The following is a 14,540-nucleotide window of genomic DNA, read 5'->3' on the forward strand; positions in this document are numbered from 1 at the left end:
CGTTCAGTTCAGATAAAATTTTTAGTGTTATTAATGTTGTTGAAGGTAGTGTTACATGAAGCTGAGTGAACTTAAGCCGGGTGATCAGGCGATTATCTCTGAAATCGGTCAATTAACGTTACCGCAAGCCGTTAAACGTAAGTTGTTATCTATGGGCATTACACCCAACACCCGCTTTCATTTTATCCGCAGAGCCCCAATGGGCTCGGGTGTTGAGTTAGATTTACGTGGCAGTAAATTATGTATGCGTTGTGATTTAGCCGACATTATTGAGGTGGTTCTACAAAATGACTAAACAATTTCACTGTGTCACCGTGGGTAACCCTAATGCAGGTAAATCGACTCTTTTTAATGCTCTTACTGGTGCAAGTCAGCAGGTTGGCAATTGGTCCGGTGTTACCGTAGAAAAGAAAACCGGTAAGTTTAGTGACTCTGGTACAGATATTTTTCTGACCGATTTACCTGGCATTTATGATTTATTACCCGCTGGGAATAGTTGTGATTGTTCACTGGACGAACAAATTGCTCAGACTTATCTATCAAATCAACAAGTGGATGCCATTATCAACTTAGTTGATGCCACCAACGTTGAGCGTCATCTGTATTTAACCACTCAATTACGAGAGTTAGGTATTCCTATTATTGTTGTCATTAACAAAATTGACGCAGCTAAAAAGCTGGGGATTAATATTAATGTTGATGACATGTCTGTCCGTCTTGGTTGTCCTGTGGTAGCCATTTGCTCCCGAAATCAAGCCGATGTTAAGCATTTGCAGGCTGAGTTATTGTCATTATTGAATAAAGGCGATATTACGTCATCTTTATTACTCCAGTATCATGCAGATATTGAGGCTAGTGTAACCGCTTTACAGAGACAAAATGATAGTCAGGGTCTTGCAGAGTTAAGTCGCGGACAAGCACTGGCTATTTTAGCTAACAGTCATGGAAATGGCTGTGGTACTAGCGAAACACAACTACATGATACAGTACAACAATGTACTGAGCGGGTTGAACAAGCGGGTGCAGATATCGATATTATGATAGCCACAACTCGTTATGATTTCGTGCAACAAGTATTTGAAGCTTCAGTGAGTAAAGGCGCTCACGTTAGTGCTACCGATAGACTCGATAAAGTGGTGTTGCATCCAATATTGGGTATTCCTATCTTCTTGTTTGTTATGTACCTGATGTTTTTATTTAGTATTAATGTTGGTAATGCATTTATCGATTTCTTTGATATTACCGCAGGCGCTATTTTTGTTGATCATTTTGGGGCATTACTGTCTTCAATCGATTCGCCTGATTGGCTCGTTACGATTTTAGCTGGCGGTGTTGGCCAAGGTATTCAAACTGTTGCGACCTTTATACCGGTTGTAGCAGCGTTATTTTTAGCCCTCTCGGTACTCGAAGGATCTGGTTATATGGCTCGTGCGGCTTTTGTCGTTGACGGGTTAATGCGCCGTATTGGTTTACCTGGCAAAGCATTTGTGCCGATGATCGTTGGTTTTGGTTGTTCGGTTCCTGCCATTATGGCGACTAGAACCTTAGGCAGTGAACGTGAGCGCATTGTTACAGGGATGATGGCACCGTTTATGTCTTGTAGTGCACGTTTGCCTGTTTACGCGTTATTTGCCGCAGCATTTTTTCCACAGTCGGGGCAAAACTTAGTATTTTTACTGTATATCATTGGTATTTTCGCTGCTATTGGTACCGGTTTATTGCTGCGAAAAACAGTATTACCCGGAAGTAGTAGTGCCGTTGTTATGGAATTACCTAGTTACGAAATGCCTAAATCTAAAGCGGTGCTCTCTCGTACAACTAAGCGGACTAAAAGTTTTATTATGGGCGCCGGTAAAACAATTATTATTGTTGTGACATTACTTAATTTTATTAATGCTATCGGTACTGATGGCTCTTTTGGGCATGAAGACAGCAAAGAGTCATTACTCAGTGTTGCTAGTCAGCAAATTACGCCATTTTTTAGGCCTATGGGGATTGAACAGGATAACTGGGCGGCAACAGTAGGTATTATTACAGGTATTTTTGCTAAAGAAGCCGTTGTTGGAACGTTAAATAGTTTATATAGCACTGTTGAAGGTGACCAGGCTGAACTTGTGTCAATTTGGGACAGCGTTAAAATAGGCCTAGCAACCATTCCGGCAAATTTATTAGGTATAGAGCCTGGTGATCCATTATCTATTGCGATAGCGGGAATTACTGATTTAGATGAAGCTGCAATGGCATTGTCTGTTGACTCTTCTACGTTCAGTGCCCTTCAAACGGGCTTTAAAAGTCAGATAGCGGCATTTTCATACTTGCTCTTCATCTTGCTTTATACGCCTTGTGTGGCTGCTATGGGCGCTTTGGTGCATGAGTTTGGTGCCAAATGGGCGCGATTTGCTGCAATTTGGACATTTTCGTTAGCCTATGGTTCTGCCACCGTTGTATATCAAGGTGCGACCTTCACTGAACATCCAGTGCAGTCGGCCAGTTGGATTGGTTTCTTCATTTTGGCCTTAGTCGGTTTTTACTTCTGGTTAAATAAAAAAGGTAGAAAAGCACAGCAAATTATTCCAGGGATACGTATTATCACTGAATAGTGATGCTTGATCATATTTGATTTAAACAATAAACCCAGCTTAGCTGGGTTTATTTGCTTTATCTGGTTAACTTTTTCAGGCCTAGGAGTTGTAACTACTTAAGATCTGTAGGATCATCTATTTTTATTCATATTGCCATAGTGCGCCAAGAGGATTTCCATGAGTCATGTGGACACTGAAGTACGTCCAAGTAACTTCATTCGTAATATTATTGACGAAGACCTAAAAAGCGGTAAGCACAGCCAAGTTCATACACGTTTCCCACCAGAACCTAACGGGTATTTACATATTGGCCATGCTAAATCTATTTGCTTAAACTTTGGTATTGCAAAAGATTACCACGGTCAATGTAACTTACGTTTTGATGATACAAACCCTGAAAAAGAAGATATTAATTATGTTCGTTCTATTCAGGAAGACGTGCGTTGGTTAGGCTTTGAATGGTCTGGCGATATCCGTTATTCATCAAATTATTTTGACCAATTACATCAATATGCCGTTGAGTTAATCACCAAAGGTCTAGCCTATGTTTGTTTCTTAAATGGTGAACAAACTAGAGAGTACCGTGGCTCATTAAAAGAACCAGGTAAAAACAGCCCTTACCGAGATACCGGTATTGAAGAGAACCTCGCATTATTTGAAAAAATGCGTAAAGGTGAATTCAAAGAAGGTGAATGTGCTCTGCGTGCCAAAATCGATATGGCATCACCGTTTATGTGTATGCGCGATCCTATTATTTATCGCATTCGATTTGCTCATCATCATCAAACCGGCGACCAGTGGTGTATTTACCCAATGTACGACTTTACTCATTGTATCTCTGATGCTATTGAGAATATCACTCATTCGATTTGTACTTTAGAGTTTCAAGATAACCGTCGTTTATATGACTGGGTTTTAGATCATTTAAATGATTTTCAAGCGCCAAATCGTACTCGTCAATATGAGTTTTCTCGTTTAAACCTTGAATACACCTTGATGTCTAAGCGTAAACTAAACGATTTAGTCACTCGCAAATTGGTTGATGGCTGGGACGATCCTCGTATGCCAACTATCGCAGGTTTACGTCGTCGTGGTTACACTTCCGCTTCTATTCGCGAGTTCTGCTTACGTATTGGTGTTACTAAGCAAGAAAACTTAATTGAAGTCGGTATGTTAGATGCGTGTATTCGCGAAGAACTAAATGAACATGCACCACGTGCAATGGCTGTTTTAAGACCAATTAAAGTTGTTATTGAAAACTACCCTAATGCACAGCCTGAAACTATTACCGCACCTGCTCATCCAAATAATGAAGCTATGGGTACCCGCGAACTGTCTTTTGGTCGTGAACTATTTATTGATGTAGAAGATTTTAAAGAAGAAGCTAATAAGCACTTTAAACGTCTTGTATTAGGTAAAGAAGTCCGCCTACGTAATGCTTATATCATTAAAGCTGAACGTTGTGACAAAGATGAAGAGGGTAATGTAACCGCTATATACTGTACCTATGATGCTGATACGTTAGGTAAAAACCCAGCCGATGGCCGTAAAGTGAAAGGCGTTATTCATTGGGTTGAATCTACTACAGCAAAACCAGCAGAGTTTCGTTTGTATGACCGTTTATTTACTAATGAAAATCCTGCAGCTTTTGAAACCGTAGATGAAGTGATTAATCCACAGTCACTAGTGATAGTGAAGGGGTTAGTTGAACCCAGCCTAGTGGATGCGCCAGCTGAAAAATCATATCAGTTTGAGCGTGAAGGCTATTTTTGTGCAGACAGTAAAGACTCAAGTCCCGAGCAGTTAGTGTTTAACTTAACGGTACCGTTAAGAGATACCTTTGCATAATTAAGCTTGCAAGTGACAAAAAAGGCGCATAATGCGCCTTTTTTCATGTCATATCATTTCATCAACAATCAATAATCAACAATTTATTATTAATGATGAATACATTATTGCATCATAGGTCCTAAGCCAATACTCCACAAAATAACACTACTAGCCATTAGGGCTACTAATAATACAAGGCCAGCAGTAACCACTGAGCTTGCATAAATAAAGCCCTTTTCTTCAGGTATATTCATAATAATAGGGACACCTGCATACAGCAGATAAACCGAATAGGATAAGCCAATTAGTCCGATGACCATGATGAACCATAGTACGGGGTAAAGTGCCGCTAAGCCGACCATAAATAAAGGGGTTGCAGTATACGATGCTAATTCGAGAGCTTGGGTGTAAGTAGGATCCGCGTCAAATGTCCTACCCATCCAAAACGCTAAGTAAGCGAGTGCTAAAACGCCAACAATTAAGCCAAAATACATTCCAATTGACATAAATAGTGCGCTTTGTGATGTTAGAAACAGTGGTTCACCGGCTCCAGGATGCCAACCAATGTGTGCTGTTGCAAAATAAGCACATATTGCAGGAATGAGTGCGATAAGCAACACATGACTTAAACTGCTTTTTAGCGCTTCATGATTTTTTTCAATTGTGTGCCACTCTTGTTTAGGATGAGTGTAAAGCCCCATTAAGTGATTCAATACCATTATAGTTATCCTTGTTTAGCATTTTTTGACCTAGCTCGCCAAACAACGACGAACTGACTACAGCTATTTACCCATCGCCTTAATCAGTCCACATCTACTTAGCAACAGGGGTTATGGTGTTGGCACTACACTGAGATAGTTCAATGGCCAACATCTATGTTGCTAAGTTATGACTCTATCCCAATGTAGAATCATTATTTAAGGTGATCGATTGCATCTGTTATAAAATCGTTAAATTAGATGCTTAGCTTATTTATTGAACATAAAAAGACTTTCGTCAAGTGCTATTACGTTTTTGACTTCAGAAAAAATCGTTCTATAGGTAAAATAACCATAGATTTTTGAGAGGATTATCCATTTTATGCAACAATTACTTACCCCTATTTACGACTTTTTAGGTTGTGAGACACCAAACCGTTGGGTCGAACAAGCTAAACAACCCGAACAACTCACTGCATTGCTGATTGATCATTGCAACTGTGAGCTCAAGGCGGCACAAACGGCTATTTTAATGGTCCGCAAATATGCGATAGATAAAAGCAGTTCGCATTTATTAAAGACCTGGGCAAAACCCTATGAGGATTTTGTTTATCAACAAGACCGTAATGCGCATGCATTTTTAGCTCGTGATAATAAAAAGAACGATATGACGAATGAATTAGTCGCTAATGAGAAATTAGCCAATAGCGCCGATGTAATGAGTAAAATGGTGCGCCTCATTAAAGAGGAGTTTCATCATTTTGAACAAGTACTACAGATCATGACTGAACGTGGCATTGACTACAGTAATATTCGTGCAGGGGGGTACGCGAAACACTTAATTAGCCATGTTCGTACTCATGAGCCTCTTACTATTATTGATAAATTAATTATAGGCGCATTTATTGAAGCCCGTTCATGTGAGCGATTTGCCAAAATAGCACCGCACTTAGATGATGAGCTGGCTAAGTTCTATACCTCATTACTTCGCTCAGAAGCTCGGCATTTTCAAGATTATTTGACGCTTGCAGAGGATATAGCTGGTATCGACATCAGCGAGCGAATTGATTTTTTTAGAAAGATAGAAATGGGGTTAATTTTGGCAGAAGATACCGAGTTTCGCTTTCACAGTGGTATACCGCCGCAATAGCACAACAAGTACAAAGTGTTGTTAACTAAGACTCACCTATGATGTGGTAAGCTTATCGTAGTGAGCCTAGTTTGTATCGGAAAAGGGCAGTGTGATTAATTCGCAACCGTTGTCACTCACGTTTAAGACGCTGCCTTGTGTGTACCAGTCGCCTACTACGACTCGTTGATGTTGTGCCGTTAGTTGATGAATTGCTGGTCGATGGGTATGACCGTGAATCATCCGTTGGCAGCCTGTACTTGCTAACAGTGCAGTTACTGCGCTTGGCTCAACATCCATAATTTCGTAGTTTTTTTGTTGATTACCTTGGACACTTTTTTGACGAATTTTTGCGGCTATATTTAAACGTGTCTTTTTAGGTAAGCGAGCATAAACCCAACGAACAATACTTAAACTTCTAAAGCGTCTGAATCGTTGATAGGCAATATCAAGGGTGCAAAGGCTATCACCGTGCAAAATAACAGTATTCACACCGTACAAGTCGATACAATACACCTCAGGCAATACTTGCATGCCTGCACGCTGACAAAATTGCTTGCCGACCATAAAGTCACGGTTACCATGAATAAAATATACAGGTATTGAATTCGATACTGTTTTGATTGCTTCTGCGATGGCAATGGTAAATGACTCAGCAATATCATCACCCATCCATACTTCGAACAGATCGCCAATAATATAAAGCGCTTCAGTATTATCTAAACCATGGTTCAGAAAATACACGAAGGCTTGAGTAATATCGGGACGATCAGCACTTAAATGCAAATCGCCCACAAAGATTGTTTTTTTCAAAATTACGCTTTTACACTAACGCTTTTGATCACAATGGCTTCTAATGGTACATCTTGATGCATACCATTATTACCTGTTGCAACATTTTTGATTGTTTCAATAATGTCTAAACCTTCAACAACTTCACCAAACACACAGTAACCCCAGCCTTGAGAGGTTTCTGATTTAAAATCAAGGAAGGTATTGTCTTTAACGTTAACAAAAAATTGTGCTGTTGCTGAATGCGGATCAGAGGTACGCGCCATTGCAACAGTGCCTTTGCGGTTAGATAACCCGTTGTTAGCTTCATTTTTAATTGTTGCTTTGACGCTTTTTTGGCTCATGTCTTCAGTGAAACCACCACCTTGGATCATAAAACCGTCAATAACACGGTGGAAGATTGTACCTTCAAAAAAGCCATCTTCAACATATTGCATAAAGTTAGCGGCAGTAATAGGCGCTTTTTCTTCATTTAGTTGTAAAGTAATATCGCCCATATTGGTATGTAAAGTAATCATGTTATCTCACTTGAAAATAATAATTTGCGCGATTCTAACTTATCTTAAGTGTCGCTTAAAGTGCAGTGTTCAAAACAGGTGACATCATGTTAAACTCAAGATCAACATTTTCCGTTATAAATTAGTGTAAAAGAGAACAATCGATGTTAAAAATTTACAATAGTATTAGCCGTGACAAACAAGAATTTAAACCAATAAATCCAGGCAAAATCGGAATGTACGTCTGTGGCGTGACCATTTACGATTTATGTCATATTGGTCACGGGCGTACTTTTGTTTCGTTTGACATGATAGTACGTTATTTACGTTATATCGGTTATGAGGTGAATTTTCAGCGTAATATTACCGATGTTGATGATAAAATAATCAAACGTGCTGCTGAAAATAATGAGTCATGTGAGTCGCTTACTGAACGGTTAATTGGCGAAATGCATCAAGATTTTGATGCATTGAATATGAAGCGGCCTGATTTTGAGCCACGCGCAACGTTACATATTGAAGAAATTATCGATATGGTTGAGCGTTTAATCGATCGCGATCATGCCTATGTTGCCAGTAATGGTGATGTATTGTTCAGTGTTGCGTCATTTCCTGAATATGGCCAGTTGTCAGGCCAAAACTTAGATCAGCTTCAAGCCGGCGCTCGTGTTGAAGTTGATAATGCCAAACGTAATCCAATGGATTTTGTATTGTGGAAAATGTCTAAACCGGGTGAGCCTACTTGGGAATCACCTTGGGGACCTGGTCGTCCAGGGTGGCATATTGAATGTTCAGCCATGAACAGTAAGCATCTAGGTTTACATTTTGATATTCATGGTGGCGGTTCTGACTTACAGTTCCCACATCATGAAAATGAAATTGCGCAGTCATGTTGTGCCCACGACACGCCTTATGTTAATTATTGGATGCACACCGGAATGGTGATGGTTGACCGTGAAAAAATGTCTAAGTCATTAGATAACTTTTTTACCATTCGTGATGTGCTCAAACATTATGACGCTGAAACTGTTCGTTACTTTTTATTATCAGGTCATTACCGTAGCCAGCTAAATTATTCTGAAGACAATTTAAAGCAAGCTCGTTCAGCATTAGAGCGTTTATACACAGCCATTAAAGATTTAGACTTAACCGTGGATGCTGCAGCTGCAACAGCGTTTGTCGCCAAGTTTAAGTTAGCAATGGATGATGACTTTAATACGCCTGAAGCTTACTCCGTTCTATTTGAGATGGTACGAGAAATCAATCGTCTTAAAACCACTGATATGACAGCAGCATCTGCTCTTGGTGTCAGCTTGAAGCAATTAGCCGATGTGCTGGGACTTATCAGCCAAACGCCAGAGGCTTTCTTTAAGGGTGAGGGCAGTGATGATGAAGTGGCCGAAATAGAAGCGCTTATTGTTGAGCGTAACCGCGCTCGTACTGAAAAAGATTGGCCAGCGGCGGATATTGCCCGCGATCGCTTAAATGTGTTAGGGGTAATATTAGAAGATGGTGGCCCAAGTGGCACCACATGGCGTAAAAAATAATGTAATTTGGCCATCAATCAAAAGCCTGCTTCCGCAGGCTTTTGATTGTTTTGTGAACACCATTTTTAGCTGGCTTTTAGTTAACTATGATAGTGCTCGCAAGCGTATAAAGTATTTTCAAGCAAGCTGGCAATGGTCATCGGACCTACACCGCCCGGTACCGGAGTAATAAATGCCGCTTTTTCGGCAGCAACACTAAATTCAACATCACCCACTAAACTGCCGTTTTCCAACCGATTAATACCAACATCAATCACAATTGCACCAGGCTTTATCCACTCACCAGGAATAAAACCTGGTTTACCTACTGCGACAACCAATAAATCAGCTTGACGGACTTTTTGCTCTAAGTTTTTGGTAAAACGATGACAGGTGGTGGTAGTACAACCTGCTAGTAATAATTCCAGTGTCATTGGACGACCAACAATGTTTGATGCCCCCACAACAGTAGCATCTAGACCATAAGTATCGATACCTGTTGATTTAATCAAGGTCATAATACCCATAGGCGTACAAGAACGTAACACCGGGATACGTTGAGCTAAGCGGCCAACATTATAGGGATGAAAACCATCAACATCTTTATCTGGACGAATACGTTCAATGACTTTTGAATCATCAATATGAGTGGGCAAAGGCAGCTGTACTAGAATCCCATCAATGCTTGGATTAGCATTACATTGGTCAATTAACGCTAATAGTTCAGCTTCTGTAGTACTGGTGTCAAGGTCAAAAGATTGCGATTCAAAACCGACTTCCTCACAAGCTCTGCGTTTACTGCCTACATAAACTTGAGATGCGGCATCACTGCCCACTAAAATAACCGCAAGTCCTGGCGCTCGAAATCCTGCTTGTCTTCTTACTGCTACTTTTTGTTTTAGAGTGGTGCGAATAGATTGTGCAATGGCTTTACCGTCAATAAGTTGAGCAGTCATGGCTGTAGAGTTTCCTTTGAGTGACGCGGGTGTTGAAGTCAATGGTCGATCGGCGCTTATTCTAGCAGGCGTATTAGAGAGTGTCATTTGCTAGACAAGGAAAATACAGTGAATAAACTATTCGCGCTATGATGCTAATCATGATTTTTGCTGCTAAATTCGGCATATAGCATTTATGGTTAAAAAAATCGTTGACGATATCAAAGTGACTCGTTAATATGCGCTCCGTTCTAGAGACAACGTAATTATTGTTTACCCATAATGTTTGTTTCGAAAATTAAGCAATATTTCGGTGATTAGCGCAGCCCGGTAGCGCATCTCGTTTGGGACGAGAGGGTCAGAGGTTCGAATCCTCTATCACCGACCAAATTAAATGTTATTTGCTATAATAGCGAGTAACAGAACAAGTAAACTTGTTCAACCAGACAGGATACAGCTATTGCTGTAACCATGCGCCCGTAGCTCAGTTGGATAGAGCACCCGCCTTCTAAGCGGGTGGTCGCAGGTTCGAATCCTGCCGGGTGCACCATTTCAATGGTGATTGTAGCTCAGTTGGTAGAGTCCCGGATTGTGATTCCGGTTGTCGTGGGTTCGAGCCCCATCAGTCACCCCATTTTTCTGATTAAATCAAACCTTAAAACAACTAGCCTCCATCAGCTGTAAATCCACACCTTTGTCACGATAATTATTTCGAGGCAATTCATTTTAAGCTGTAACTCAAAACTCATTTCGCACATTAAACGTGCAAACACATCAAAATTGAACATAAGTCAGCCTTTTTATCATGCAAATCGACCTTTTCAGGCTCGACTCTGTTAAAAACGGTAGCTATAATGTCGCGTCTTGATAAATATCAAAAATAAGCTACCTGTACCAACAGCGTCTTCAGCATCAATAATATCGCTGTGCTGGGTATCAGAGCTAAATCCGTGGTCAAGAAACGAATATCTAATGGTTGAGTTGTCGACCATTACAAAGAACGTCAGACATATTTCGAGGTAAAACAATGCAAGTTTCTGTTGAAACAACTCAAGGCCTAGAGCGTCGCCTAACTATTTCTGTACCTGCTGAGCAAATCGAGAAATTGGTTAAAGACAATGTATTACGCGAAGCTAAGCGTGCTCGTCTTCCAGGTTTTCGCCCAGGTAAAGTACCTATTGGCGAAATCAACAAGCGTTATGGCAAAGCCATTCGTCAAGACATCACTGGTGAAGTGATGCAACGCAACTTTATTGAAGCTATTGTGGCTGAAAAGTTAAACCCAGCAGGTGCACCAGTATTTACTCCTGGTTCAACTGAAGGTGATTCTTTTGAATTCGTTGCAACATTTGAAATCTACCCAGAAGTTGTGCTAACGGGTTTAGATAGCATTGCTGTTGAACAGCCTAAAGCTGAAGTCAATGATGCTGACGTTGATACTATGATAGAAACGTTACGTAAACAGCATGCTACTTTTGCCGCTGTTGAACGTGCAGCCGTTGCAGACGACAAAGTTAAAATGAACTTTATTGGTTCTATTGACGGTGAAGAATTTGAAGGCGGAAAAGCTGATGATTTCGAACTCCAATTAGGTAGCAACCGTATGATCCCTGGTTTTGAAACCGGTATCGTTGGCCACAAAACCGGTGATGAATTCGAAATTGAAGTGACTTTCCCTGAAGATTACCATGCTGAAAACTTGAAAGGAAAGGCGGCTAAGTTCGTTATTACCTTAACTGAAGTTCAAGCGGCTAATCTACCAGAAGTAAATGATGAATTTGCTTCTTTGTTTGGTATTGCTGATGGCGGATTAGATGCGCTTAAAGCTGAAATCCGTAAGAACATGACTCGCGAGCTAGAGCAAGCGTTGAAAGCGAATGTGAAAGAGCAAGTCATTACTGGTTTACTCGCAGCAAACGACATCGCTATTCCTAAAGCACTGGTTGAAGGTGAAGTAAATGTACTTCGTCAGCAAGCAATGCAACGTTTTGGTGGTCAAACTGAAAATATGCCTGAACTTCCGGCTGAACTTTTCACTGAACAAGCTGAGCGTCGTGTTAAAATTGGTTTGCTATTAGGCGAAGTGATTAAGACCAACGAGCTAAAAGCAGAAGATGATCGTGTTAAGACATTGATCGAATCTATGGCTTCAGCGTATGAAGATCCATCTGAAGTTGTTTCATACTACAACTCAAATAAAGAACTCATGCAAAACATGCGCAACGTAGCGCTTGAAGAGCAAGCTGTTGAAGCATTGTTAAAATCATCGAAAGTAACCGTTAAAGACGTCGCTTTTGAAGAATTTATGAACAAGGCTACCGGACGAGCGTAAGCTAAGCTTGACTTAACAAGCGGTTCGCCATTTATAATGGCTCGTATGAGGTTCCTCATGCGGGCCATTTTTATTTTAGGGAAATGAATAATGCATAAAGCACCAGAATCAGTACTCAATGCTCTTGTACCTATGGTTGTTGAACAAACAGCTAAAGGTGAACGTTCTTATGATATCTACTCTCGTCTATTAAAAGAGCGGGTTATATTCTTAGTTGGCCAAGTCGAAGAACACATGGCTAACCTCATTGTTGCCCAATTACTATTCCTAGAGTCAGAAAGCCCAGATAAAGACATTTATTTGTACATTAACTCTCCAGGTGGTTCAGTCACGGCTGGCATGGCTATTTATGACACTATGCAGTTTATTAAGCCTAATGTGAGTACTGTCTGTATGGGCCAAGCGGCAAGTATGGGGGCATTCTTATTAGCCGGTGGTGCTAAAGGTAAGCGTCATTGTTTGCCTAACTCTCGTGTGATGATCCATCAGCCATTAGGTGGCTTTCAAGGGCAAGCATCAGATATCGCCATTCATGCACAGGAAATCCTAGGCATTAAGAATAAATTAAACCAAATGTTAGCTGATCATACTGGCCAACCGCTAGAAGTGGTCGAGCGCGACACTGACCGTGATAACTTCATGAGTGCCACTCAAGCTGTTGAATATGGTATTGTCGATTCATTGTTAACGAGTCGCGGCTAAAACCGCTAGCTGATTTTCTAGATTTTTTCAGGTATTCTGTATTGAAAGGCGTTCAGTCATCAATGTGGTTATGATAAATATCTACAAGCAGAGCTTAGGTTTAGCCTAAGTTGTAAACAGAGGTAGAATAATGGGCGATAACAAAAATAACGGTGACAGCGGCAAATTGCTGTACTGCTCTTTTTGCGGAAAAAGTCAGCATGAAGTAAGAAAACTCATTGCTGGTCCATCAGTTTATGTATGCGATGAATGTGTTGATTTATGTAATGACATCATCCGTGAGGAAATCAAAGAGATTTCACCTAAACGTGATGAAGACAAATTGCCTACACCGCATGAGTTACGCAAACATCTTGATGACTACGTAATAGGTCAGGATCAAGCTAAAAAAGTACTAGCCGTAGCGGTATACAATCATTATAAGCGTTTACGTAATGGCGCAATAAAAGACGGTGTTGAGCTAGGTAAAAGTAACATTTTATTACTAGGTCCTACCGGTAGTGGTAAAACCTTACTCGCAGAAACGTTAGCTCGTTCTCTTAATGTCCCTTTTGCTATGGCAGATGCAACTACACTAACCGAAGCGGGTTATGTGGGTGAAGATGTTGAAAACATCATTCAAAAGCTATTACAAAAGTGTGATTATGATGTTGAAAAAGCTGAGCGCGGCATCGTCTATATAGATGAAATTGACAAAATTAGCCGCAAATCTGACAATCCTTCAATTACTCGTGATGTGTCGGGTGAAGGTGTTCAACAAGCGTTGCTTAAGTTAATTGAAGGTACTGTAGCTTCTGTTCCTCCGCAAGGCGGACGTAAGCATCCACAACAAGAATTCTTGCAAGTGGATACCTCTAAAATCCTGTTTATCTGTGGTGGTGCGTTTGCTGGGCTTGAAAAAGTCATTGAGCAACGAGCTCATACAGGTACCGGAATTGGTTTTGGTGCGGAAGTAAAAGGCGAAGCGGATAAAGCGACAATTTCACAGATCCTCAGCCAAGTAGAACCTGGTGATTTAGTCAAGTTTGGTTTAATCCCTGAATTTATTGGTCGTTTACCTGTTGTTGCTACGCTAACTGAGTTAGATGAAGCGGCATTAGTACAAATTCTATCTGAGCCTAAAAATGCGTTAACTAAGCAATATAGTGCATTATTTGAGATGGAAAATGTCGAACTTGAATTTCGTGATGATGCATTACAAGCGATCGCCCAAAAAGCGATGTCACGTAAAACCGGTGCCCGTGGATTACGTTCTATTGTTGAAAGCATTTTGCTTGATACTATGTACGATATTCCATCGACCCAAGGTGTGATTAAAGCGGTTGTTGATGAGTCTGTCGTCAAAGGTGAATCAGCGCCTATTTTGATTTACGAAAATACCGAGACACAGGTTGCTTCAGGCGAGCAATAAATGTACTGATAACCAGTAAGTTGAAAAATAAGGAGTCCATAGGGCTCCTTTTTTCGTATTAGCCATTGAAACTGATAACATCACCCCAATATAATCAATATTAAGT

Annotated in this window: 12 protein-coding genes and 3 tRNA genes; 11 read left to right on the forward strand and 4 right to left on the reverse strand. The window is 40.6% G+C overall.

Annotated elements, in window-relative coordinates; all coding sequences use genetic code 11:
- Nucleotides 1-55 precede the first annotated feature (55 nt).
- The 3 genes from EGC82_RS08105 to glnS all read left to right on the forward strand — a co-directional run bounded on the left by EGC82_RS08105 (nucleotide 56) and on the right by glnS (nucleotide 4,430).
- Nucleotides 56-295, forward strand: coding sequence for a FeoA family protein (locus EGC82_RS08105; protein WP_124730311.1), 240 nt, complete (start codon nucleotides 56-58; stop codon nucleotides 293-295).
- On the forward strand, nucleotides 288-2,600 hold the full coding sequence (gene feoB, locus EGC82_RS08110; protein WP_124730312.1) for a Fe(2+) transporter permease subunit FeoB: 2,313 nt from the start codon (nucleotides 288-290) through the stop codon (nucleotides 2,598-2,600). Before EGC82_RS08105 ends, feoB begins: the two co-directional genes overlap by 8 nt.
- Before the next feature lie 159 nt (nucleotides 2,601-2,759).
- Nucleotides 2,760-4,430 (forward strand): glutamine--tRNA ligase, encoded by a 1,671-nt coding sequence (gene glnS / locus EGC82_RS08115; protein ID WP_124730313.1) that lies wholly within the window; start codon nucleotides 2,760-2,762, stop codon nucleotides 4,428-4,430.
- Nucleotides 4,431-4,534: 104 nt separating this feature from the next.
- Here the strand turns inward: glnS and EGC82_RS08120 are convergent, their stop codons facing one another.
- Nucleotides 4,535-5,131, reverse strand: a complete 597-nt coding sequence (locus tag EGC82_RS08120) for a Yip1 family protein (RefSeq protein ID WP_124730314.1) — start codon at nucleotides 5,129-5,131, stop codon at nucleotides 4,535-4,537.
- A 361-nt stretch (nucleotides 5,132-5,492) separates the two neighbouring features.
- Between EGC82_RS08120 and miaE the strand changes: the two genes are divergently transcribed.
- Nucleotides 5,493-6,260: a tRNA isopentenyl-2-thiomethyl-A-37 hydroxylase MiaE gene (gene miaE / locus EGC82_RS08125; protein ID WP_124730315.1), complete on the forward strand. Its 768-nt coding sequence runs from the start codon at nucleotides 5,493-5,495 to the stop codon at nucleotides 6,258-6,260.
- A gap of 66 nt (nucleotides 6,261-6,326) precedes the next feature.
- On the opposite strand, the gene EGC82_RS08130 is transcribed toward miaE, so the two are convergent.
- Together EGC82_RS08130 and EGC82_RS08135 are read right to left on the reverse strand one after the other, a co-directional pair.
- Nucleotides 6,327-7,052 carry a UDP-2,3-diacylglucosamine diphosphatase gene (locus EGC82_RS08130; RefSeq protein WP_124730316.1) on the reverse strand — a complete coding sequence of 242 codons (726 nt, stop codon included), beginning with the start codon at nucleotides 7,050-7,052 and terminating at the stop codon, nucleotides 6,327-6,329.
- Nucleotides 7,053-7,054: 2 nt separating this feature from the next.
- Complete coding sequence (locus EGC82_RS08135) at nucleotides 7,055-7,549, reverse strand: peptidylprolyl isomerase (RefSeq protein WP_124730317.1); 495 nt, start codon at nucleotides 7,547-7,549, stop codon at nucleotides 7,055-7,057.
- A gap of 143 nt (nucleotides 7,550-7,692) precedes the next feature.
- Between EGC82_RS08135 and cysS the strand changes: the two genes are divergently transcribed.
- Complete coding sequence (cysS, locus tag EGC82_RS08140) at nucleotides 7,693-9,075, forward strand: cysteine--tRNA ligase (protein WP_124730318.1); 1,383 nt, start codon at nucleotides 7,693-7,695, stop codon at nucleotides 9,073-9,075.
- An 80-nt stretch (nucleotides 9,076-9,155) separates the two neighbouring features.
- Here cysS and folD read toward each other — a convergent pair whose 3' ends face one another.
- On the reverse strand, nucleotides 9,156-10,010 hold the full coding sequence (gene folD, locus EGC82_RS08145; RefSeq protein WP_124730319.1) for a bifunctional methylenetetrahydrofolate dehydrogenase/methenyltetrahydrofolate cyclohydrolase FolD: 855 nt from the start codon (nucleotides 10,008-10,010) through the stop codon (nucleotides 9,156-9,158).
- A 290-nt stretch (nucleotides 10,011-10,300) separates the two neighbouring features.
- Here folD and EGC82_RS08150 point away from each other — a divergent pair.
- The 6 genes from EGC82_RS08150 (at nucleotide 10,301) to clpX (ending at nucleotide 14,434) form a co-directional block, all read left to right on the forward strand.
- Nucleotides 10,301-10,377, forward strand: a tRNA-Pro gene (locus EGC82_RS08150).
- Between the two features lie 85 nt (nucleotides 10,378-10,462).
- A tRNA-Arg gene (locus EGC82_RS08155) sits at nucleotides 10,463-10,539 on the forward strand.
- Nucleotides 10,540-10,547: 8 nt separating this feature from the next.
- A tRNA-His gene (locus EGC82_RS08160) sits at nucleotides 10,548-10,623 on the forward strand.
- Nucleotides 10,624-11,016: 393 nt separating this feature from the next.
- Nucleotides 11,017-12,321, forward strand: coding sequence for a trigger factor (tig, locus tag EGC82_RS08165; RefSeq protein WP_124730320.1), 1,305 nt, complete (start codon nucleotides 11,017-11,019; stop codon nucleotides 12,319-12,321).
- 90 nt (nucleotides 12,322-12,411) lie between these two features.
- The gene (gene clpP / locus EGC82_RS08170) at nucleotides 12,412-13,023 is read left to right on the forward strand and encodes an ATP-dependent Clp endopeptidase proteolytic subunit ClpP (protein ID WP_101087838.1); all 612 of its coding nucleotides are present in this window, start codon (nucleotides 12,412-12,414) and stop codon (nucleotides 13,021-13,023) included.
- Between the two features lie 130 nt (nucleotides 13,024-13,153).
- Complete coding sequence (gene clpX, locus EGC82_RS08175; RefSeq protein WP_124730321.1) at nucleotides 13,154-14,434, forward strand: ATP-dependent protease ATP-binding subunit ClpX; 1,281 nt, start codon at nucleotides 13,154-13,156, stop codon at nucleotides 14,432-14,434.
- Nucleotides 14,435-14,540: the final 106 nt, after the last annotated feature.

Source organism: Shewanella livingstonensis, assembly GCF_003855395.1.
In the GTDB taxonomy this organism is placed as follows: Bacteria; Pseudomonadota; Gammaproteobacteria; order Enterobacterales; family Shewanellaceae; genus Shewanella; species Shewanella livingstonensis.